The organism is Candidatus Rokuibacteriota bacterium (assembly GCA_016188005.1).
Taxonomy (GTDB): domain Bacteria; phylum Methylomirabilota; class Methylomirabilia; order Rokubacteriales; family CSP1-6; genus UBA12499.
In genome coordinates this window covers 304,145-324,815 of the sequence record JACPIQ010000008.1, presented here as the reverse complement: position 1 = coordinate 324,815, position 20,671 = coordinate 304,145, and the positions used below count along the sequence as shown (strand labels likewise).

General features: G+C 70.7%; 14 protein-coding genes. 12 read left to right on the top strand and 2 right to left on the bottom strand.

All coding sequences use genetic code 11. The features are described from left to right. The first annotated feature begins 23 nt into the window (after positions 1-23). From HYV93_03145 to phnE, 3 genes are read left to right on the top strand one after another with little or no spacing between them, the layout of a single operon-like run. Positions 24-356, top strand: a complete 333-nt coding sequence (locus HYV93_03145) for a histidine triad nucleotide-binding protein (protein MBI2524957.1) — start codon at positions 24-26, stop codon at positions 354-356. Then, positions 353-1,096 carry a phosphonate ABC transporter ATP-binding protein gene (gene phnC / locus HYV93_03140; GenBank protein ID MBI2524956.1) on the top strand — a complete coding sequence of 248 codons (744 nt, stop codon included), beginning with the start codon at positions 353-355 and terminating at the stop codon, positions 1,094-1,096. Before HYV93_03145 ends, phnC begins: the two co-directional genes overlap by 4 nt. Further along, entirely contained in the window at positions 1,093-1,845 is a 753-nt protein-coding gene (phnE, locus tag HYV93_03135) for a phosphonate ABC transporter, permease protein PhnE (GenBank protein ID MBI2524955.1), read from the top strand. Before phnC ends, phnE begins: the two co-directional genes overlap by 4 nt. Positions 1,846-2,033: 188 nt before the next feature. On the opposite strand, the gene HYV93_03130 is transcribed toward phnE, so the two are convergent. After that, positions 2,034-3,479, bottom strand: coding sequence for a trypsin-like peptidase domain-containing protein (locus HYV93_03130; GenBank protein MBI2524954.1), 1,446 nt, complete (start codon positions 3,477-3,479; stop codon positions 2,034-2,036). A gap of 90 nt (positions 3,480-3,569) precedes the next feature. Further along, entirely contained in the window at positions 3,570-4,256 is a 687-nt protein-coding gene (locus tag HYV93_03125; GenBank protein ID MBI2524953.1) for a hypothetical protein, read from the bottom strand. Between the two features lie 384 nt (positions 4,257-4,640). Here HYV93_03125 and HYV93_03120 point away from each other — a divergent pair, with 384 nt between their 5' ends. The 9 genes from HYV93_03120 (at position 4,641) to smc (ending at position 20,640) form a co-directional block, all read left to right on the top strand. Continuing rightward, positions 4,641-5,987 (top strand): insulinase family protein, encoded by a 1,347-nt coding sequence (locus HYV93_03120; GenBank protein MBI2524952.1) that lies wholly within the window; start codon positions 4,641-4,643, stop codon positions 5,985-5,987. Then, positions 5,984-7,288, top strand: a complete 1,305-nt coding sequence (locus HYV93_03115) for an insulinase family protein (protein MBI2524951.1) — start codon at positions 5,984-5,986, stop codon at positions 7,286-7,288. Before HYV93_03120 ends, HYV93_03115 begins: the two co-directional genes overlap by 4 nt. Before the next feature lie 27 nt (positions 7,289-7,315). Continuing rightward, the gene (locus HYV93_03110) at positions 7,316-8,038 is read left to right on the top strand and encodes a rhomboid family intramembrane serine protease (protein ID MBI2524950.1); all 723 of its coding nucleotides are present in this window, start codon (positions 7,316-7,318) and stop codon (positions 8,036-8,038) included. A gap of 81 nt (positions 8,039-8,119) precedes the next feature. Beyond that, the gene (locus tag HYV93_03105; GenBank protein MBI2524949.1) at positions 8,120-10,627 is read left to right on the top strand and encodes a mannose-1-phosphate guanyltransferase; all 2,508 of its coding nucleotides are present in this window, start codon (positions 8,120-8,122) and stop codon (positions 10,625-10,627) included. Continuing rightward, a complete protein-coding gene (locus tag HYV93_03100) occupies positions 10,606-11,472 on the top strand; it encodes a TlyA family RNA methyltransferase (protein ID MBI2524948.1) in 867 nt (288 codons plus the stop codon). The genes HYV93_03105 and HYV93_03100 overlap by 22 nt, the downstream gene beginning before the upstream one ends. After that, positions 11,469-12,326, top strand: a complete 858-nt coding sequence (locus HYV93_03095; protein ID MBI2524947.1) for an NAD(+)/NADH kinase — start codon at positions 11,469-11,471, stop codon at positions 12,324-12,326. The genes HYV93_03100 and HYV93_03095 overlap by 4 nt, the downstream gene beginning before the upstream one ends. Before the next feature lie 74 nt (positions 12,327-12,400). Continuing rightward, positions 12,401-14,113 carry a DNA repair protein RecN gene (gene recN, locus HYV93_03090; GenBank protein MBI2524946.1) on the top strand — a complete coding sequence of 571 codons (1,713 nt, stop codon included), beginning with the start codon at positions 12,401-12,403 and terminating at the stop codon, positions 14,111-14,113. Positions 14,114-14,156: 43 nt separating this feature from the next. Beyond that, positions 14,157-16,964, top strand: a complete 2,808-nt coding sequence (gene secA / locus HYV93_03085) for a preprotein translocase subunit SecA (GenBank protein ID MBI2524945.1) — start codon at positions 14,157-14,159, stop codon at positions 16,962-16,964. A gap of 121 nt (positions 16,965-17,085) precedes the next feature. Then, positions 17,086-20,640: a chromosome segregation protein SMC gene (smc, locus tag HYV93_03080; protein MBI2524944.1), complete on the top strand. Its 3,555-nt coding sequence runs from the start codon at positions 17,086-17,088 to the stop codon at positions 20,638-20,640. The last annotated feature ends 31 nt before the right edge of the window (positions 20,641-20,671 follow it).

The window sequence follows — 20,671 nt, the reverse complement described above, 5'->3', positions numbered from 1 at the left end:
TATACACCAGGGGAGGAGCAGCGGTGACGAGGGACTGCGTCTTCTGCCGCATCGTCGCGGGTGAGAGCCCCGCTGACATCGAGTACGAGGACGACGACATCATCGCGTTCAAGGATCTGTACCCGAAGGCGCCCATCCACCTGCTGATCATCCCGAGGCGCCACATCGACTCCATCGCGCGCCTCGCCCCCGGGGACACGGATCTCATGGGCCGCTGCGTCCAGGTGGCGAAGGTTCTCGGGGAGCGCACCGGATACGCCGAACGAGGCTACAGGCTCGCCTGCCACTGCGGGCCGGAAGGGGGCCAGTTCGTCTATCACGTGCACTTCCACTTCACCGCGGGACGGCGGGGGTGATCCGGGTCCGCGGGCTCAGGAAGGAATACCCCGGAGGCACGCTGGCGCTCGACCGGGTGGACCTCGAGATCGCCGCGGGCGAGTTCGTGGCGCTCATCGGCCCGAGCGGCGCGGGGAAGTCGAGCCTCCTGCGCTGCGTGAACGGACTGGTGGAGCCCACGGCGGGAAGCGTGGAGGTGGATGGGCAGCGCGTGACGGGAGCCACGGGGGAGAGCCTTCGGCGCATCCGGGCGCGCATCGGGTTCGTCTTCCAGCAGTTCCACCTCCTCAAGCGGCTCAGCGTGCTGGAGAACGCGCTGATCGGGCGCCTGACCCATGTGCCTCACGCCCGCTCGCTCGCCGGGTGGTTTCCCGCGGCCGACATCGCCAAGGCGCGGGGCACCCTGGCGCGAGTGGGCCTCGGTGGGCTGTGGGAGCGCCGCGTGGACACGCTCTCGGGCGGTCAGCAGCAGCGCGTGGCCATCGCCCGCGCCCTTCTTCAGGAGCCGCGTGTGCTGCTGGCCGACGAGCCCATGGCGAGCCTTGATCCTGCGCTCGCGAGCACGGTGATGGAGCTCCTGGAGTCCATCAACCGCGAAGACGGCATCACGGTGGTGACCTCCCTCCACGTCCTGGAGCTGGCGCGGACCTACGGACGCAGGGTGATCGGGCTGCGCGACGGCCGCGTGGTGTACGACGGCCCGCCGGAACGGCTCACCGCCGCTGCCGCCGCGCTGATCTTCTCCGGGGTCGGGCCCTGACGCGCGGGGGGCGCTGGGCCGGGTGGGCCGCCATCGTCGGCCTGTTTCTATGGTCGGCCTCGGCGACGGAGCTGTCCTTGTACCGCGTGGTGGAAGGCGTCCCGTTCATGCGCGACTTCCTCGGCCGGATGGTGCCTCCGGACTTTTCCGTGATGGGCAACGCCCTCACGGGGGCCATCCAGACGCTGCAGATCGCCGTGGTGGGAACGGGCGTGTCGGCGCTCCTGGCGCTGCCGCTGGGCTTCGCGGCAGCCCGGAACGTGGCGCCCCCGTGGCTCTTCTATGGCGCGCGCTCCGTGCTCAACGTCTTCCGCGCCGTGGACACACTCGTCTACGCGCTGTTCTTCGTGGCGGCGGTAGGGCTCGGGCCCTTTCCCGGGGTCCTGGCGGTCGTCGCCTATACCGCCACGGTGCTCGCCAAGCTCTACTCCGAAGCGATCGAGGCCATCGACCCGGGACCTGTCGAGGCAGTGGCGGCGACGGGGGCGACCGCGCTCCAGGTGCTGCGGTGGGGCGTCCTGCCGCAGCTCGTCCCGCAGTTCCTGTCCTTCACCCTCTATCGCTTCGAGACCAATATCCGCGCGGCAGCGATTCTCGGCTTCGTGGGCGCCGGAGGGATCGGCTTCTACATCCAGACGTATCTCCGGATGCTCAACTACCCGGCCGCCTCCGCTGTCCTGCTGGTGCTGGTGGCGCTCGTGATGCTCGTGGACTTCGGGTCCTCCCGCATCCGCGCGCGCCTGGTGTAGCCGGGCAGCCGGACGCGCCCCGCGGGGCTCACGCCCGTCCGCGGGAGTCATCTGCCCCCGGTGGGCTTTGACTCCAGCGGAAGCCCGGCGTTGGCCCAGCTGCCGAGCCCGCCCTTGAGGATCTTCACGTCCCGGTATCCGAGCCGCCTCAGCTGCAGCGCCACCCGGGCGCTCGTCCGCTCGTCGGGTCACGTGCAGTAGGCGAGGACCGGGCGGTCGGGGACCACGCGTAGCGAGCCCACACCGCTCCTGAGCTCGTCCGGGGAGAGGCGAATCGAACCCGGGATGCGGAAGGGGCTCGCGTCATAGGCGGACTGGGCACGGACATCCAGGACGAGGGGGGCGGAGCCCGCCTCCAGGAGACGCACCAGCTGGGAAGGCGGTACGCGGAAACGGTTGCGCCTCCAGCGCAGGCCCATCAGGCCGCCGAAGACGCCGAGGCTCAGCGCGGTGACCGCGCCGGTGGCGGCAGCCCAGGGAAAGGGCCGGGGCGGTGGGTTCTTGATCTTGTCCTCCGCCTCGGCCAGCGCGCGCTTGACGTCGGGAAGGTCGGGGAGGAGACGGTTCGCCTCGCGAAAGGCCAGCGCCGCCCCCTTCGCATCGCCGCTGAAGAGCCTCCTGAGCCCGGTGAACCACGCCTCGTTGAAGGCACTCCTGCCATCCAGGCTCACCGGCGTCCCGCCGAGGAACTCTCTGACGGCATCCGAGGGGATGACGAAGTTGAAACCCTGGACAATGCTGCCCTCCGGTCCTGGTGCCAGGGAGACGAAGGTGAGGACGCCCACCACCTCGCCCCGGTCGCCGACCACGGGTCCGCCCGAGTTACCCCAGGCCGCAGGGGCATCGGTTTGGATGACCGCCTGGTTCTGCACGTCCTGCTTGAAGCCGGACACGGCGCCGTTGGTGACGGAGGCCTCCACCTTGGCCGAGGCGTTGAGGAGCTCGTGACTCAGCACGACGCCGGGGAAGCCGAGGATCCGGATGGGGTCGCCGATCTTCACGTTTCGCGACTGCGCCAGGCGGAAGACAGGCATGTCGGAGGCCTCGACCTGGAGCAGGGCAAGGTCCCTGCCGGACATCACCCCAGGCCCGCCCTCGACGGACACCGGCGGGCTGTACTTGGCCACCTTGGCAGCCAGCCGGATGCCGTTGGAGAGAAGCACCGAAACCGCCGGTGCTAACTCGATCTTGGCGCGTGGGAGAACCCGAGCCAGCGCCCCGCGTTTCACCTGCTCCTCGACCTCCGGCCGCTGGCCCGGCTCGATTCCACGCCGGGCGAGGGCCTCGGCAACGCATGCCCCGACCACCGCTGACTGCGCTTGCTGGGCCACGAGCCAGCGAGGTGGCGCGTGTGCAGCCTGGACGACATGGGCGTTGGTAACGATCCAGCCGCTCGCGTCGGCGAACCAGCCCGTACCCGTCTCGCGGAACGGTGGCGGGCTCACCCGCGTGCTACCCGATCCGCAGTCGAGCGTGACCTCCGAGGCGACCTCGGCGATGACGAGGACGGTGGCCGGCTTGGCCCTGAGGATCGCCTCCTGCACCGAAGCCACCGACTCCGCGCCGGGGCCCGGCCCGCCGGCGTGAGCGAGCAGCCAAACAACAAGAGACGTGGCGAGAGCGGCCTGCTTCATGGCGCGGATTGTACACTGTGCACCACGGCGAAAAAAAACGCGGGCCCCAGGGGATCTCCCCAGGGCCCGCGGGCGAGCCGCAAGCGGATCTTACTTCAGGATCTCGATGGCAGCCTTGGCCTTCTGCATCGCCAGGCTGGCGTTTCCGGCCTTGCACGCCGCCTCAGCTTCCTTCACGAAAGTGGCGGCCTTGCTGATGTTGGCGCGTGGCGCACTCGCGTCCTGACCGCGGGGCGCCTGGACATCCTGGGTCCGGGGGGCCTGGACATCCTGAGTCCGCGGGGCCTGGACATCCTGCGTGCGCGGAGCCTGCACCGGCGCCTTCTGGGCGCGCGGGGCCTGGACATCCTGGGTGCGCGGGGCCTGGACGTCCTGAGTGCGCGGCGCCTGCACGTCCTGCGTGCGCGGGGCCTGTACATCCTGGGTGCGCGGGGCCTGGACATCCTGAGTCCTGGCACCGGCGAGCGAACGCGGGGCCTGGACATCCTGGGTGCGCGGGGCCTGGACATCCTGGGTGCGCGGCGCCTGAACGGGCGCCTTCTGCGAGCGCGGCGCCTGCACGTCCTGGGTGCGCGGGGCCTGAACTTCCTGAGTCCTGGCGCCGGCCAGCGAACGCGGCGCCTGGACATCCTGGCTCTTGGCGAGCTGTTGCTTCTTCTGTAGCATGGTCTTGGCCGTACCCACCTCAGGCGGGCAGCTCGGCTCGGCCGCGCTCACCGTGGCAGCCAGTGAGACAACGAACACGAAGCTCGTCACCGTCGCGAGCAGCTTCTTCATCTTGGTCCCCGTCCTTTCGCTCTGGGTTTACTGCGCTGTCACGCTGCTGCCGTCTCCGCGGGGCCCCCATGGGCCCGCGGACCCTCCTCAGACCACTTCAGCCGGGTGCGCCCTCCCCCCCTGTGCCTCCTGGTCGCTTAGGTGGAGTCTGCAGGGGAGATGCCAGGGCGGGAGGCAATGAGCTTTGGCTTATCCGGCAACGACTTGTTGCTCATCCGCCCATCTTAGTGGGGATCATCAGAGGCGTTCTGCCCGGAGGCCTGCTGAAAGGGTTGGCGGCAATCTGCCTCGGCTCGTTCGGCTGGAAGGCGCGCGACCCAGTGGGCACCTCAGGCCAGGAGCTCATCTTGAGGGGGCGAGGGAACTCTGGTACGCTCCAGCGCCATGGCTCACCGCCGCAAGCCCGTGTTCCAGGCGGCGCTGGCGCTGGCGGTGGCCGCCCTCGGCGGCTGTGCATCCACCATCCCCGGAGTCCCCACCCGCGACGGGCTCCCCGCGCCGTCGCGCGAGGTTCTCCCCAACGGCATGCGCCTCCTCATCCAGGAGCATCGCACGAGCGACGTGGTGGCCCTGCACCTCTGGGTGGGAGTAGGGGGGCGCGACGAAGCTGCTGGAGAGCGCGGCTTCTCTCACTTCGTCGAGCACATGCTGTTCAAGGGGACGGAAAGCCGGGCGCCTGGCTTCGTGGACCGCGAGGTGGAGAGTGTCGGAGGCCGGATCAATGCCGGGACCTCGTGGGACTACACGTTCTATTACATCCTCCTGCCGGCCACCCGGGCCGCCGGGGGAATCGAGGTCCTGGCGGACATGGCCTTCCACTCGCGCTTCGACCCCCGGGAAGTCGAGCGCGAGCGCCAAGTGATCTTCGAGGAGGTCCGGCTGGGGGAGGACAATGCCCGGAGCGTCCTCGTGCGCCGGCTCTACGCTCTCGCCTTCCGCGGGCATCCGTACGGCTTCCCGGTGCTCGGGGACCCAGCGGCCATGCGGGCGGCCACCACGGACAGCCTCCGGGGCTACTACAAGCGGCACTACGTGCCCGAGAACATGACGCTCGTGGTCATCGGGGCTGTGGCGCCGGACGAGATCCGGCGGGCGGTGGAGCGCTCCTTCGGGCGGAGTGCCTCCCAAGGATACCGGCGGCGGCCGGTCACGCCTCCACCTCCGCTGGACGGCGCCCTGCGCGAGGTGCTCCCCCGGCCGGAGCGCCAGGCATCACTGGCGCTGGGATGGGCTGGGCCAGCGCTGGGAGATCCCGACATGTTCGCCGTGGACCTCTTGGCCCAGATCCTGGGCGGATCGAAGACCTCCAGGCTCAACCAGTCGCTTCGCGAGCGCGCCCGGATCGCGTCCTCGGTCCGGGCCGCGTACTCCGCGCTTGCGGGCGCGGGGCTGCTGACCGTCACGGCCCAGCTCGAGGCGGGCACCGTCGAGCAGGGCGAGGCGGCCATCCTCGCGGAGGTGAAGCGCCTCCAGGAGGAGGGCGTCACCGAAGCGGAGCGCCAGCGCGCCCTCACCGCCGCGGAGGCCCAGCATGCCTTCTCGACCGAGACCGCCGAGGGGCGGGCTCATGCCTATGGGCTCGCGGAGACGCTCTGGACCCTCCACGGCGAGCTGGGGTACCTCGAGCGGCTGCGCAGCGTCACGCGGGAGGCGATCCAGGCGGCTGCCCGGCGGTATCTCGGGCGGAGCTACGCCCGGCTCGCGCTGATGCCACAGGAGGAGGCGCGATGAGTGGCGGGAACCTCGCCGGGGCTGTCGTCGCGGCGGTCCTTCTTGCCGCCCCGCCCGCGGTCGGCGCGCCGGGGGCGATGCTGCGCGATCGGCTGCCAAACGGGCTCACCCTGATCGTGCGGGAGAACCCGGCGGCGCCCGTCGTGGCCGTGTCGCTGCTAGTTCGCGTGGGGTCGGGGTGGGAGCGCGAGAGCAACGCGGGCATCACCAACCTGCTGCAGCAGGTGATGGTGAAGGGGACACAACGGCGAAGCGCGCTCGAGATCGCGGAGGCCGCCGAGGGGATGGGCGGCAGTGTGAGCGCCTCTGCCGATATGGACTTCTCCGAGATCGGGGGCAGCGCGCTGGCTCGACACTGGCGTGCGCTGCTGGACCTGGTGGCCGACGTCGCGCTGCAGCCGGCGCTGGCCACCACAGAGATCGAGGGCGAGCGCCGGCTGGTCCTCAGCACGATACGGACCCGGGCCGACCAGCCGTTCCAGCGGGCGCTGGAAGTGCTGAGGGAGCGCCTGTACGGGAGCCATCCCTACGCCTTGCCAAGCCTCGGCCGCCCCGAGGTGGTGGCGCGGCTCGACCGCGAGGCGTTGCTGGAGCACCACCGCCGGTACTACCGTGCCGGGCGCACCGTGGTTTCGGTGAGCGGCCAGCTGTCGGCGCCAGAGGTCGCCGCTGAGATCGCCCGCCTCTTCGCCGCGATGCCTCCTGGCGAGGGCGAGGCCGCCGCCCCGAGCCCCGTGGCGTCCGTGAGGGCCGAGCGGGCGATCGTGCGTCACGCGGCGGCCCAGGCGCAGGTGCTTGCCGGCGTCCTCGCTCCCCCCATGGACCACGGGGACTACGCGGCCGTGAAGGTTCTCTCGACCGCCCTCGGCGGCGGCATGGCCGGCCGGCTCTTCACCGAGCTGCGCGACAGGCAGGGGCTCGCCTACTCCACTGGCGCCTTCTACCCGTCGCGGGCGGGGCGGGGTATGCTCGTGGCGTACCTCGGGACCGCCCCGGGGAATGCCGAGAAGGCCGAGGAGGGGATGAGGATGGAGATCGCGCGGCTCGGCCAGGAGCGTCTGAGCGCCGCCGAGGTCTCCCGGGCGAAGGCCTACCTGCTTGGCCAGTTCGCGCTGGATCGGCGCACGAACGCCCGCCTGGCCTGGTACCAGGCCTTCTTCGAGGCGGCCGGGGTCGGCCACGATTTCGCCGAGCGCTACGCGCGGGCCGTGGAGGCCGTGACCGCCGACGACCTGCAGCGGGTCGCCCGGGTCTATCTCGCCGCGCCCACCGTCGTGAGCCTGCGGCCGCCGGGGCAGTAACGCGCGGCGCCCGGAGGCAGAGAGCGCATGCTTCCACTCAAGGACGACATCCCGACCCGCTCCATCCCGGTGGTGACGGTGGGGCTGATCGCCATGAATGTCCTGGCCTTCATGTACCAGTTCTCCCTGGGCGGCGAGGGGCCCGGGGGCAGCGGCCGCGCCGCGCAGGAGTTCGTGCTTGAGTTCGGGCTGATCCCCTGCCGGCTGACCGGCCATTGCCGCGAGGCCCTGGGGCTGCCCTCGCCTGTCCTGACGATCTTCACCTCCATGTTCCTCCACGGCGGTCTCTTTCACGTGGGCGGCAACATGCTCTACCTGTGGATCTTCGGCAACAACGTCGAGGACACGCTCGGGCACGGTCGCTTCCTGGTCTTCTACGCGCTCAGCGGTGTGGCGGCGGCGCTGGCCCAGACCGTGACGGCGCCGGCCTCCACGGTGCCCATGATCGGGGCCAGCGGGGCGGTGTCCGGAGTGCTCGGGGCCTATCTGCTCCTCTTCCCCCACGCCAACGTGCTCACCCTCATCATGTTCGGGTTCTTCATCCGGCTCGTCAGGATCCCGGCCCTGATCGTCTTGGGGTTCTGGATCGTGGTGCAGTTCCTGAACGGCTTCCTCACGGTGGGCATCGCCGCGGCCCGGGGCCAGGGCGGGGGCGGGGGCGTCGCCTGGTTCGCTCACATCGGAGGTTTCCTCGCGGGCATGGGACTGCTCCTCCTCATGCGCCCGCGCCGCGCTGCCCGCTGGCGGTAGTGTTCTCGCCCAGCAGCCTTTCCGCTATACTGAAACGCAGCGCGCTCGGGGCCCGCGAGGAGTGTGAGTGAGGAACCGCGAATGAAGGCTGTCATCATGGCGGGGGGGTTCGGCACGCGGCTGCGCCCGCTCACGACCCACCTGCCCAAGCCGCTGGTGCCCATCGGGAACCTGCCGATCATGGAGCACACCGTGCGGCTGCTCCGGCGACACGGCTTCACCGAGCTGATCGTGCTGCTGTACTTCCTGCCCGAGACCATCATCGCCCACTTCGGAGACGGCGCCCCGTGGGGCGTGCGCATGAGCTACGTGACGCCCACGGCGGATCTGGGGACCGCGGGCGCGGTGCGCTTCGCCGCCGGAGAGCTTGGCGAGCCCGTCCTGGTCATCTCGGGCGATGTGCTCACCGACTTCGACCTCTCCGCGGCCGTGGCCTTCCACCGGGAGCGCGCGGCAGAGGCCACGATGGTGTTGGCCCGCGTGGACTTTCCGCTCGCCTACGGGATCGTCATCACCGACGAGGCCGGGGCCGTGGTTCGCTTTCTCGAGAAGCCGACCTGGGGCGAGGTGTTCAGCGACACGATCAACACGGGCATCTACGTGCTCGAGCCGGCCGCGCTCGGTGCCGTGCCGGCGGGGCGCCCGTACGACTTCGGCAAGGAGCTCTTACCGGCGCTCCTGGCCGCCGGGCGGCCGCTCTACGGGCACGTGGCGCAGGGGTACTGGCGCGACGTGGGCGACCTGGGGGAGTACCGGAAGGCCCACATCGACCTCTTGCAGGGAGCGGTGGGCGTGGAGATCCCCGGGACGCGTCACGAGGGCGCCGGTCACACGGTGTGGCTGGACGAGGGCGCGCGCGTGGACTACACCGCCAGGCTCTCCGGCTCGGTGATCCTGGGGCGGGGCGTGCAGGTGGCCCCGGGCGCGCGGCTCGCCAACTGCGTGATCGGTCCCGGCTCCACGATCCAGACGGGTGCCGACATCGAGGGCAGCGTGCTCTGGGCCGAGGTGCAGGTGGGGCCGGGGGTGACCATCAAGGAGGCTGTCGTGGGGCGTCGGGTGGTCATCCGGCCGAACGCCTTCCTCGCAGAAGGCGTGGTGATCGGGGATTTCTGCAAGATCGGCGAGTCCAGCGTCGTCAAGGCCAACGCCAAGGTCTGGCCCTACAAGGAGGTGGAGGACGGCGCCACGCTGGCCACCAGCCTCGTGTGGGGCGAGCGCTGGAGCCGATCGATTTTCGGGCCCTACGGCGTCTCCGGGCTGGCGAACATCGAGATCTCCCCGGAGTTCGCGGCGAAGCTCGGCGCCGCCTACGGCTCGACGCTGGGCAGGCGGCGCGTGGTGATCACGAGTCGCGACCATCACAAGGCCTCGCGGATGATCAATCGGGCGCTGATGGCGGGTCTCCTCTCGGTGGGCGTGGACGTGCAGGATCTCGGCGTGGCGCCGGTGCCCGTGGTTCGCTACCAGATCCAGGCCCTGGGGCTGGCGGGCGGGACTCACGTCCGGAAGTCGCCGTACGAGCCCGAGCTGATCGACGTGAAGTTCTTCGATGGCCGGGGCCTCGAGTGCGCGCCTGATCGGGAGAAGGCGGTGGAGCGGCTCTTCTTCACCGAGGACTTCTACCGGGCCCCGACCGAGGAGACCGGACTCCTGAGCTTCCCGCACGCGGGCACTGACCGCTACCGGGACGGGCTCCTGAAGTCGGTGGACGCCGAGCTGATCCGCCGGGCCGGCCTCCGGATGGTGCTCGACTACTCCTTCGGCTCCGCCTCCTCCATCTTCCCCGGGGTCCTCGGCGCGCTGGGCGTGGACGTCATCTCCCTCAACGCGTACCTGGACGAGAGCCGCATCTCGAAGACGGCGGAGGAGTTCCAGCGCTCGCTGGACCAGCTGTCGAACATCGTGCGCACCCTCGGCGCCGATCTCGGGGTCCTGCTGGACACGGGCGGGGAGAAGGTCTTCCTGGTGGATGAGAAGGGCGAGGTCCTGCCCGGGGACCTGGCGCTGGCCCTGGTGGCGCTCCTCGTGATGCGGACGCACCCGGCGGGGCGCATCGTGGTGCCTGTGACGGCGTCGCGCGCGGTGCATCGGCTCGCCGAGGAGCACGGCTTCACGGTCACGCGGTCTCGGGGAACGCTGCGGGCCCTCACCGAGGCAGCGCTCGCCAGCGACGTGTCTCTGGTGGGCGAGGAGATGGGCGGCTTCATCTTCCCTCGCTTCCAGCCGTGCTTCGACGGGATGGCCGCCGTCGCGAAGATCCTGGAGATGATGGCGCGGCTCGACGTGCGCCTGCACCAGCTCACGCGCGCGGTCCCCGCCAGCCACGTCGTGCGCGTCGAGGTGCCCTGCCCGGACGAGCGCAAGGGCGCGGTGATGCGGCGGCTCATAGAGGCCACCAAGGGCGGGGATGTGGAGCTCATCGAGGGCGTGCGGCTCAGGCGCGGCGAGGAGTGGGTCGCGGCCATCCCGGACGCGGACCGCGCCTGCTTCCATGTGATCGCCGAGTCGGCCGACGGCGCGCGCGCCCGCGCGCTGGCCGAGGAGTACCGGGGGCGGATCGACGGATGGAGAAAGGGGACCGCGTGAAGCGAGAGAGGGGGGCGGGGGCCGCCGGGACCCCGGATCGCGGAGCGGGTCGCGGCACCAGGGAGCGTCTGGACACCGCGCTCGTCCAGCGAGGACTGGCCCCGAGCCGGGAAAAGGCGCTCCGGATGATCCTCGCCGGTGCGGTGAGCGTGGACGGCCGGCGGGTGGACAAGGCCGGGACGGTCGTGGCAGTGGGGGCCACCGTGGAGGTGGCCGCCAAGCCCAGCTTCGTGAGCCGCGGCGGCGACAAGCTCGCCCATGCCCTGGACGTGTTCCGGATCGCGGCGGAGGGACGCGTCTGTCTCGACGTGGGAGCCTCCACCGGCGGGTTCACCCACTGCGTCCTGGCGCGCGGCGCGGCCCGCGTGTACGCGGTGGACGTGGGGCACGGCCAGCTCGACGCTGCGCTGCGCGGGGACGGCCGGGTGGTCCTGATGGAGCGGGTCAATGCCCGGACGCTCCGGCCGGACGCCTTTCCCGAGCCCGTGGAGCTGGCGACAGTTGACGTGTCCTTCATCTCGCTGGAGAAGGTGCTGCCGGCCGTGTTCGCCTCGCTCACCCCGGCCGGCGAGGTCGTCGCCCTGGTCAAGCCGCAGTTCGAGGTCGGCAAGGGGCTCGTGGAGAAGGGTGGCGTGGTCCGGGATGCCGCCCAGCACCGGGCAGTGCTGGAACGGGTGGCGCGGTTCGCGATCCTGCACGGCTGGCACGTCCGCGGCGCCACCGCGTCACCGCTCCGAGGGCCCAAGGGCAATCGCGAATTCTTCCTTCACCTGGCGCGCACCGGGCGCTCCGCTGCCGACCTCATGGCCCGCATCGAGCGGGTGGTGACCGAGACGCCCGAGTGAAGCGCATCGGAGTCGTCGCCAAGGTCGACCGCCAGGAAGCCGCCGTCGTGGTCCCCCGGCTCCTCCAGTGGTGCGCCGAGCACGGATTCACCCCGGTGCTCGAGAAGGAGACCGCCGGCCTGTGCCCGGAGGCCGGCGCTCATGCCGTGCCGAAGCCCGAGCTCCCGACGCAGGCGGATCTCCTCGTGGTCCTCGGCGGCGACGGAACGCTCCTCTCGGTGGCGCGGCTCGTGGGCGACCTCAAGGTGCCGATCCTCGGGGTGAACCTGGGGGGCCTCGGCTTTCTCACCGCGCTCACGGTGGAAGAGCTCTTCCCCGCCCTGGAGGCGCTCACGCGCGACGAGCTGGTCATCGAGGAGCGGATGATGCTGGCGGCCCGCGTCTCCCGGCAGGGGGAGAGGCTGTCGGAGTACGTGGCGCTCAACGACGTGGTGATCACGAAGTCGGCCATGAGCCGCATCATCAACCTCGAGGTCTCGGTGGAGGGGCAGTTCGCCACGGGCTACCGGGCGGATGGCCTCATCGTGTCCACGCCCACGGGCTCGACGGCGTACTGCCTGTCGGCGGGCGGCCCCATCGTTTTCCCCACGATGGACGCCGTGGTCCTCACGCCCATCTGCTCCCACACGCTCAGCAACCGGCCCATCGTGCTGCCGGCGAGCCTCGCCGTCGAGGTGAGGCTTCTGTCCGACCAGGATGTGATGCTCACCCTGGACGGCCAGGTTGGCTTCGCCCTCAAGCGCGGCGATGCCGTCGAGGTCCGGCAGGCGGCCGCGCGTACCCGGCTGCTCCGCTTCCCGCAGAAGCACTTCTTCTCCGTGCTCCGGGCGAAGCTCAAGTGGGGCGAGCGCTAGCGGCGCCTCCCCCGTCCGCTGGGGGATACGTGTTGCCGGCCGGGTCCGGCCTGCCGTAGCCTGGGCGGGGCGCCATGCTGAGCGAGCTGCGGATCCGCAACCTGGCCGTCATCGAAGACGTGACGGTGCCCTTCGGCTCCGGCTTCACCGTCCTCACGGGAGAGACAGGCGCCGGCAAGTCCATCGTCATCGATGCCCTCCTGCTCGTCGTCGGCGCGCGCGCCCAGCCCGACCTCATCCGGACCACGGCCGACGCGGCCCTCATCGAGGCCAGCTTCGAGCTGGCGCCAGACAGTCCCGTGGCGGCAATCCTCGAGGGAGCGGGGCACGGCCTCCAGGACGGACAGCTCGTGATCAAGCGGGAGCTGGCGCGCTCGGGCCGGCACCGGGTCTTCGTCAACGACGCTCCAGCGACAGTGGGACTCCTGGAGCGGCTCGGGGAGGTGCTGGTGGAGCTGCACGGCCAGCACGAGCACCAAAGACTGATGGAGCCGGCCCGCCAGCTGCTGCTGCTGGACCGCTTCGCCGACTGCGAGGCGCGCCGCGAGCGCGTCGAGGATCTGGCCGGACGCTGGGAGCGGGCCCGGCGTGAACTGGCGAAGCTCGCCCAGGAGGGGCGGGAGCAGGCGCGCCAGGAGGAGACCGACCGCTTCCAGCTCTCCGAGATCGACGCCGGCCGGCCCCGTGAGGGCGAGGAGGACGAGCTGCGGAGCGAGCGACGCCGGCTCCAGCACGGCGAGCGGATCGCTGCCGGCCTCCACGAGGTGCTGGCGCTCCTCTACGAGGACGGCCAGTCGGCCTCCGCCAGACTGAGGCGCGCAGGCGCGCTTCTCCGCGACCTGTCGGCATTCGACCCGGAGCTGGCGGCGCCCACCGAGGCGCTGGGCGAGGCGGAGGCCTACCTCGCCGATGCCGTGGCGCGCGCCCGCGCGCTGCGCGATCGGACTGACTTCGACCCGGCGCGGATGGAGGAGATCGACGAGCGGCTGGATGCCCTGGCCCGGCTCAGGCGCAAGTACGGGGAGACCGTGGAGGCCGTGCTGGCCTACCGCGAGGAGGTTGCGGGTCGGCTCCAGCGGCTCGCGCGGCACGAGGACCTGGTGGCCGAAGCCGAGGCCCGGCTGCAGTCGCTGGGGCAGGAGGCCGCCAGCGAGGCCCTGGCCCTGTCTGGCGCACGGACGGAGGCGGCGGCGCGGCTCGGACGGTTGATCCAGAAGGAACTCCGGGGGCTCGGCATGGAGCATGCGCGCTTCGCGGCCGTGGTGGGGCACGAGCCGGCTCAGCCGGGCGAGCTCGCCTGCGGGGCCGGGCGCTGGCGCGTGGACTCCCGCGGCGCCGATGCCGTGGAGTTCCTCCTTTCGGCAAACCCCGGCGAGGAGCTGAAGCCGCTGGCCAAGGTCGTCTCGGGGGGCGAGCTGTCCCGGACCATGCTCGCCATCAAGACCGTTCTCGCGGCAGCGGACCGGATGCCCACCATGGTCTTCGACGAGGTGGACGCCGGGATCGGCGGACGGGTGGCCGACGTGGTGGGGCAGAAGCTGCGTGCCACGGCCTCCGGACGGCAGGTGCTCTGCGTGAGCCATCTGGCCACCATCGCCGCCCACGCCGACCATCACCTGGTGGTCGAGAAGCGGGTCCTGCGGGGGACGACCCGCACGACGGTCGCGGCGCCGGATGCCGCCGGGCGCGTCGAGGAGCTGGCCCGTATGCTCGGAGGGGAGCGCATCACCGAGGCGACGCGGCGACACGCCCGGGAGCTGGTCCGGGAGGCCCGGCGCCAGGGGTGACCCTCGGCCCGTCCGGCACGATGGTGTAAGATAGCGAACGACCATGTTCGGCTCCCTCGTCCGCGCCATCTTCGGCACCAAGCACGAGCGTGACGCGCGCCGCATGCGGCCCACCGTGGAGGCCATCACCGCCCTCGAGCCCGAGGTGCAGCGGCTCGCCGACGTCGAGCTCCGCGCCCGGACGGACGGTTTCCGCAAGCGCCTGGCAGACGGTGAGACGCCGGAAGATCTCCTGGTGGAGGCCTTCGCGGTGTGCCGCGAGGCCGCGAGCCGTACGGTCCGCATGCGGCACTTCGACGTCCAGCTCATGGGCGGCATCGTGCTCCACGAGGGGAAGATCGCCGAGATGGCCACCGGCGAGGGCAAGACGCTCGTGGCAACGCTGCCGGCCTACCTCAACGCACTCCCGGGTCTCGGCACCCACGTGGTGACGGTCAACGACTACCTGGCGCGACGCGACGCTCAGTGGATGGGGCCCATCTACCGCGCCCTGGGCCTCTCGGTGGGCGTGATCCAGCACGAGGTGTCCTACCTGTACGATCCGGACCATCCCTCTCCGGACCTCCGGCTGGCGTCGCTCCGGCCGTGCTCCCGGCGTGAGGCGTACCGGGCCGACATCACCTACGGGACGAACAACGAGTTCGGTTTCGACTACCTGCGGGACAACATGCGCTTCAGCCTCGAGGACATGGTGCAGCGGGAGCACCACTACGCCATCGTGGACGAGGTGGACTCCATCCTGATCGACGAGGCGCGGACCCCGCTCATCATCTCCGGTCCGGCCGAGGGGTCCACGGAGAAGTACTACAAGATCGACCGGATCATCCCGAAGCTCAGCCGCGCAGCCACCATCGTGGAAGGCAAGCTGTCGGAGATCGAGGCCCAGGCCCCCGGCGACTACATCGTGGACGAGAAGTCACGGGCGGTGTCCCTCACCGAGGAGGGCATCTCGCACTGCGAGCGGCTGCTGGGCGTGGAGAACCTGTACGACCCCTCCCAGATGGAACTCCTCCACCACATCCACCAGGCCCTGAAGGCGCATGCGTTGTTCAAGAAGGACGTCGACTACGTGGTCAAGGACGGGCAGGTGGTGATCGTGGACGAGTTCACCGGGCGACTCATGCCCGGGCGCAGGTGGTCGGACGGCCTCCACCAGGCCGTCGAGGCGAAGGAAGGGGTCAGGATCGAGTCTGAAAATCAAACGCTTGCCACAATTACCCTCCAGAACTACTTCCGCATGTACGACAAGCTGGCGGGGATGACGGGCACGGCGGCCACGGAGGCGGAGGAGTTCGCCAAGATCTACAAGCTGGACGTGACGGTGGTGCCCACCAACCGCCCGCTGACCCGGGTCAATTACGCCGACATGGTGTACAAGACCGGGCGCGAGAAGTTCGAGGCCGTGAGCACCGAGATCGCCGCCTGTCATGCCAAGGGGCAGCCCGTGCTCGTGGGAACGGTCTCCATCGAGACCTCGGAGCACCTCTCCCGGCTGCTCAAGAAGCGGGGGATCCCGCATCAGGTGCTCAACGCGAAATATCATGAGCGGGAAGCCGAGATCGTGGCGCAGGCCGGGCGCGAAGGGACCGTCACCATCGCGACCAACATGGCCGGCCGCGGCACCGACATCCTGCTGGGAGGCAACCCGGACTTCCTCGCCAAGGAGGTCTTGCGGAAGAAGGGGCTCGACCCCGCCCTGGCTCCGCCCGAAGCCCGGCAGGCCGCCTGGGCGGAAGCCAAGAAGACGACGGACCCCGAGCACGAGCGGGTCGTCGCACTGGGGGGCCTGCACATCATCGGCACCGAGCGGCACGAGTCGCGCCGGATCGACAACCAGCTGCGGGGGCGCGCCGGACGCCAGGGCGATCCCGGCTCGTCGCGCTTCTACCTGTCGCTGGAGGACGACCTCCTCCGCATCTTCGGCTCGGAGCGCATCCAGCGCATCATGGACCGGCTCGGCATGGAGGAAGGCGAGCCCATCGAGCACAAGCTCGTCACCCGGGCCATCGGCACCGCCCAGAAACGCGTGGAGACCCGCAATTTCGAGATCCGCAAGCATCTCCTCGAGTACGACGACGTGATGAACAAGCAGCGCGAGATCGTCTACGGGATGCGCTGGGAGATCCTCGAGGGCGAGAGCCAGGAGGAGACGGTCCTCGAGTGGATCGACGAGGTGACCGGGGGGCTCGTGGACCGGTATGCCCCCGCGGAGGCGCATCCGGACGACTGGGACCTGCCGGGGCTCGGGGAGGCGCTGCACCGGCAGTTCGACTTCCGGCTGCCGGCCGAGCTGACCCCCGAGGAGAACGGCTCCCGCGACACGCTGATGGAGCGCGTCTCTGCCGCGGTGCAGCAGGCCTACCGGGAGCGGGAGCGCCAGCTGGGGCCGGAGATGTTCCACCGCCTGGAGCGCTGGATCATGCTCGGCCTGCGCTGGGAGGACGGGGAGTTCCGCGGCATCGATCAGCTCTGGAAGGACCACCTGCTGAACATGGACCACCTCAAGGAAGGCATCGGGCTCCGGGGCTACGGCCAGCGGGACCCGCTCACCGAGTACAAGAAGGAAGCCTTCGAGATGTTCCAGGAGATGGTGGCCCACCTGAAGGAAGTGGTCCTGGAGCAGCTCTTCAAGGTGCGGATGATGCGCGAGGAGGCGGCGCCGGTGCGGGTCGCGGCGGCGCCGGCGCGGCACTGGCTGGAGAACCGGGGCGGCGACATCGCGACCGCTCCCCGCCCGGCCGCCCGGACGGAGCCGCGCACCGCAACGGGAGAGAAGGTGGGCCGGAACGACCCCTGTCCGTGCGGCTCGGGCAAGAAGTACAAGAAGTGCTGTCTCCTGAAGGGGACGTAGCCGCTCCGGCCACGGCCCATATCTGGTAGCCTTCCGGCCCCCCTCCCCCAGGCGTGGGGTTTTTTTCTTTGCCCCAGTGGAAGCCTGTGGTACTCGTAAGTAAGCCCCGGCGGGGTGCACGATGCGGCTCCAACAGATCGTCATCCACGGCTTCAAGTCCTTCGCGGAGAAGGTGGAGGTCCGCGTGCTGCCCGGCATCACCTGCATCGTCGGTCCCAATGGCTGCGGGAAGTCCAATGTCGCCGACGCCATCCGCTGGGCCCTTGGCGAGCAGAGCCCGAAGACCCTCCGCGGCCACCGGATGGAGGACGTGATCTTCCACGGCTCGGCCTCCCGGAAGTCGGTCGGCATGGCCGAGGTGAGCCTCGTGTTCGACAACGACGGCACGCTCAGCGTTCCCTGGAGCGAGGTGAGCGTCGCCCGCCGCCTCTACCGCACTGGCGACAGCGAGTACCTGCTCAACAAGAACGTCTGCCGCCTGCGGGAACTGCAGGATCTCTTCGCCGGGACCGGCGTCAATCCCAAGGCCTATGCGCTCATGGACCAGGAGCGCCTGAACCACGTGCTGACGGCGCAGCCCTGGGAGCGCCGCGCCTTCATCGAGGAGGCGGCGGGGATCGCGCGGTACAAGCAGCAGCGCGCGGAGGCCCAGGGAAAGCTCGAGGCGACGCGGCAGAACCTCCAGCGGGTGCGCGACGTGATGGACACCGAGCGGCGCCAGCTCGCCTCGCTCGAGCGCCAGGCGCGGAAGGCCCAGCAGTACAAGGCACTCCATCAGGAGAGGCAGGCGCTGGCGCTGGCCAAGGTGGCCGCCGACTTCGCGGCGCTCGCGACCCGGCACGAGGCGGTGGCCGCGGAGCTGGCGCAGCTGCAGGCAGCGATGGAGGAGCGCCAGGGCCTGATCGCCGTCCTCGGCGCGCAGGAGGTGACGCAACGGGCGGCGGTCCAGGAGGTGGAGTACCGGCTCGCCGACCTCGGGCAGTCCGTCCAGAAGGTCCAGCTCGAGGCCGCGCGGCTGATCGAGCGGCGCGACCACATCGGCGCGCAGCTGCGGGAGATCGGGGACGAGGACATCCGGCTCGCCGAGGAGATGCGGAGCATCGGCGAGCGCCAGCGGGACCTGGGCGTCGAGCGGGAGGAGAAGACGCGGGAGCTCCGAGAGGGGCAGCAGCGCCACGCCGAGAAGGGGCGGCGCCTGCAGGAGTTGGAAGCTCTGCTCGCGGAGAGCCGGGAGCGGCTCGCCGGGATGCGGGGCCGGCAGGAAGGCCTCCGGCTCGAGCAGGTGAAGGCCGCCGGGCGACGTGCCGAGCTCACGCGCGAGGCCGGGGAGCTGCGGGAGCGTGCCCTCAACCTCCAGCGGGGGCTGGAGCGGCTCGAGGCTGAGCTCGAGGAGGCCCGGGCCGAAGCCGGACGCCTGGCCGCCTCGCGCGGGCGCCTCGAGGAGCAGCACCATCGGACCGGCGAGCAGCTGTCGCTCCTCGAGGCGGAGCAGCAGCAGATCGCGGCCGAGCTCGCGGAGCGGGAGGCGCTCCGAGCGCACATGCAGGCCACCGTGGCGGACCTGCGCCTGGCGCTGGCGGGCCGGCAGTCACAGCTGGACGCGCTCACGCTCCTCGAGCGTGAGCGCGAGGGGTACGGCGCTGGCGTCCGCGCGATCTTCGCAGAGGGTGGCGTCGCGCTCCGCGGCGTGCTCGGCACGGTGGCCGATCTCCTGGAAGTGCCGTCGGGGCTCGAGACCGCCGTGGAAGGCGTCCTGGGCGATCGTCTCCAGTGGGTGGTGGTGGAGCGTTTCGAGCACGCCCGGGCCGCGCTGGGCTACCTGGAGCGCGAGGGCGCCGGCGCCGCGACCTTCCTGCCGCTCGAGACGCTGCCCGCCGACGGCGGCGCCTTCGAGGACTCGGAGGAGGTGCGCGGAGCGGTCGGGCTCGTCGGAGGCCCGCATCCCGCGCTGCTGCGCTACCTGCTGGGGCGCGTGGGCATCGTCGCTCACCTGGATCAGGCCGAGGCCCTGTGGCGGCGCAATGGCGTGGTGGCGACTTACGTCACGCCATCCGGCGAGGTCCTCTCTCCCGCGGGCCGGTTGACGGGCGGACGGCGCGACGGCGAAAACGGGGAGCGCGACCACTCCATCCTCCGGCGCAAGGGGTCCATCAGGCAGCTACGCGACGAAGTCGAGGCTCTGGCGCGCGACGCCTCCCTCCAGCGGGGCCTGCTCGACGCCATGGAGGCCGACATGCAAGCGCTGCGCTTCCGGGAGGCGGGGCTCCGCTCCTCGCTCCAGGCGCAGGAGGCGGTGCGCGTGGCCGGGAGCAAGGACCTCGAGGCCACGGCGCGGGACGAGGAGAAGAACCGGCGTCATCTCGAGACGGTCGACGCGGAGGGCCTGCACCTGGAACGGGAGCAGGCGGAGACCATCGCGCGCTGCGACGAGGTGGACGCTGCGCTGGGAGGCGTCCGCGAGACGCAGGCTGCGCTCGAGAGGGAGATGGAAGCGGTGCGCGAGAGCGTCGAGGTCGCGCAGCGGGAGGACGGGATGCTGGCGGACGACCTCACGGCCTGCCGCGTAGATCTCGCCGCGGTGACGGAGCGGGTCGAGGCCCTGGCAGGGGATCTCGACCGGCTGCAGGAGCTCGACGTCGAGGCGGCCGCCCGCCTGGAACGGTCGACGCTGCGGCGCGCCCAGATGGAGGAGCGGCGGGTAGAGCTGGCCCAGGAGGCCGAGCGGGTGGATGCGCGCGCGCGCGAGGCCGTCGTCGAGCGGGACCGCCTCGAGGCCCAGGTGCGCGTTGCGGCCGAGGAGCGGGAGGAGCGCGCCGCGCGATGCCGGACCATCGAGGCAGAGCTGCGGGGTGCGGAACTGGAGCGCCAGCGGCTGATCGGGCGCGTGCACGAGCTCGAGCTCGATGAGACCGAGGGGCGCGTGCGGCGCGAGGAGCTGCTCCAGGAGGCGCGTCGCAGTCACGGGGTGGAGGGTCGGGACGCCCTTCTGGCCGCCCACGACCCCTCAGCCGACGTGGCGTCGCTCAAGGCCCGGCACGACGACCTCGGAGCCCGGCTCGATGCCATGGGCGCCGTGAACCTCGTGGCCGACGAGGAGTACCGGGAGCTCGAGGAGCGGATCAGCTTCCTCCGCACGCAGCACGACGATCTCGTGGCCTCCGTCAAGGATCTTGAAAAGGCCATCCGACGGATGACGGGGACGGCGCAGGAGCGCTTCCACGAGGCCTTCGACGGGATCAACCGGCACTTCTCCGACATCTTCGCGCGCCTCTTCGAAGGGGGACGCGCGGAGCTTCGAATGGTCGAGGCGGGGGAGGGCGAGGACGACCCGCTGGAGCTCGGCGTGGAGCTCATGGCCCAGCCGCGCGGCAAGCGGCTCCAGGCGGTGAGCCTCATGTCCGGGGGAGAGAAGGCGCTGACGGGCCTGGCCTTGCTCTTTGCCATCTTCTATTATCGCCCCAGCCCCTTCTGCGTCCTCGACGAGGTGGATGCGCCCCTCGACGACGCCAACATCCATCGCTTCCTCCGCGTGCTCCGGGAGCTGTGCTCCCACACGCAGTTCATCGTCATCACGCACAACCGGAAGACCATGGAAGCCGCCGATGTGCTGTACGGCGTGACCATGGAAGAGCCCGGACTGTCCCGTCTGGTCTCGGTGAAGCTCGCTGAAGCGTAACTGCCCTCCCTAGTTGACTTTTCCGCTCCGC

Coding starts and splice junctions, on each gene's coding strand:
- HYV93_03130 (MBI2524954.1), bottom strand. CDS start 3,479: ATGAAGCAGGCCGCTCTCGCCACGTCTCTTGTTGTTTGGCTGCTCGCT.
- HYV93_03125 (MBI2524953.1), bottom strand. CDS start 4,256: ATGAAGAAGCTGCTCGCGACGGTGACGAGCTTCGTGTTCGTTGTCTCA.
- HYV93_03120 (MBI2524952.1), top strand. CDS start 4,641: ATGGCTCACCGCCGCAAGCCCGTGTTCCAGGCGGCGCTGGCGCTGGCG.
- HYV93_03115 (MBI2524951.1), top strand. CDS start 5,984: ATGAGTGGCGGGAACCTCGCCGGGGCTGTCGTCGCGGCGGTCCTTCTT.
- HYV93_03110 (MBI2524950.1), top strand. CDS start 7,316: ATGCTTCCACTCAAGGACGACATCCCGACCCGCTCCATCCCGGTGGTG.
- HYV93_03105 (MBI2524949.1), top strand. CDS start 8,120: ATGAAGGCTGTCATCATGGCGGGGGGGTTCGGCACGCGGCTGCGCCCG.
- HYV93_03100 (MBI2524948.1), top strand. CDS start 10,606: ATGGAGAAAGGGGACCGCGTGAAGCGAGAGAGGGGGGCGGGGGCCGCC.
- recN (MBI2524946.1), top strand. CDS start 12,401: ATGCTGAGCGAGCTGCGGATCCGCAACCTGGCCGTCATCGAAGACGTG.
- secA (MBI2524945.1), top strand. CDS start 14,157: ATGTTCGGCTCCCTCGTCCGCGCCATCTTCGGCACCAAGCACGAGCGT.
- smc (MBI2524944.1), top strand. CDS start 17,086: ATGCGGCTCCAACAGATCGTCATCCACGGCTTCAAGTCCTTCGCGGAG.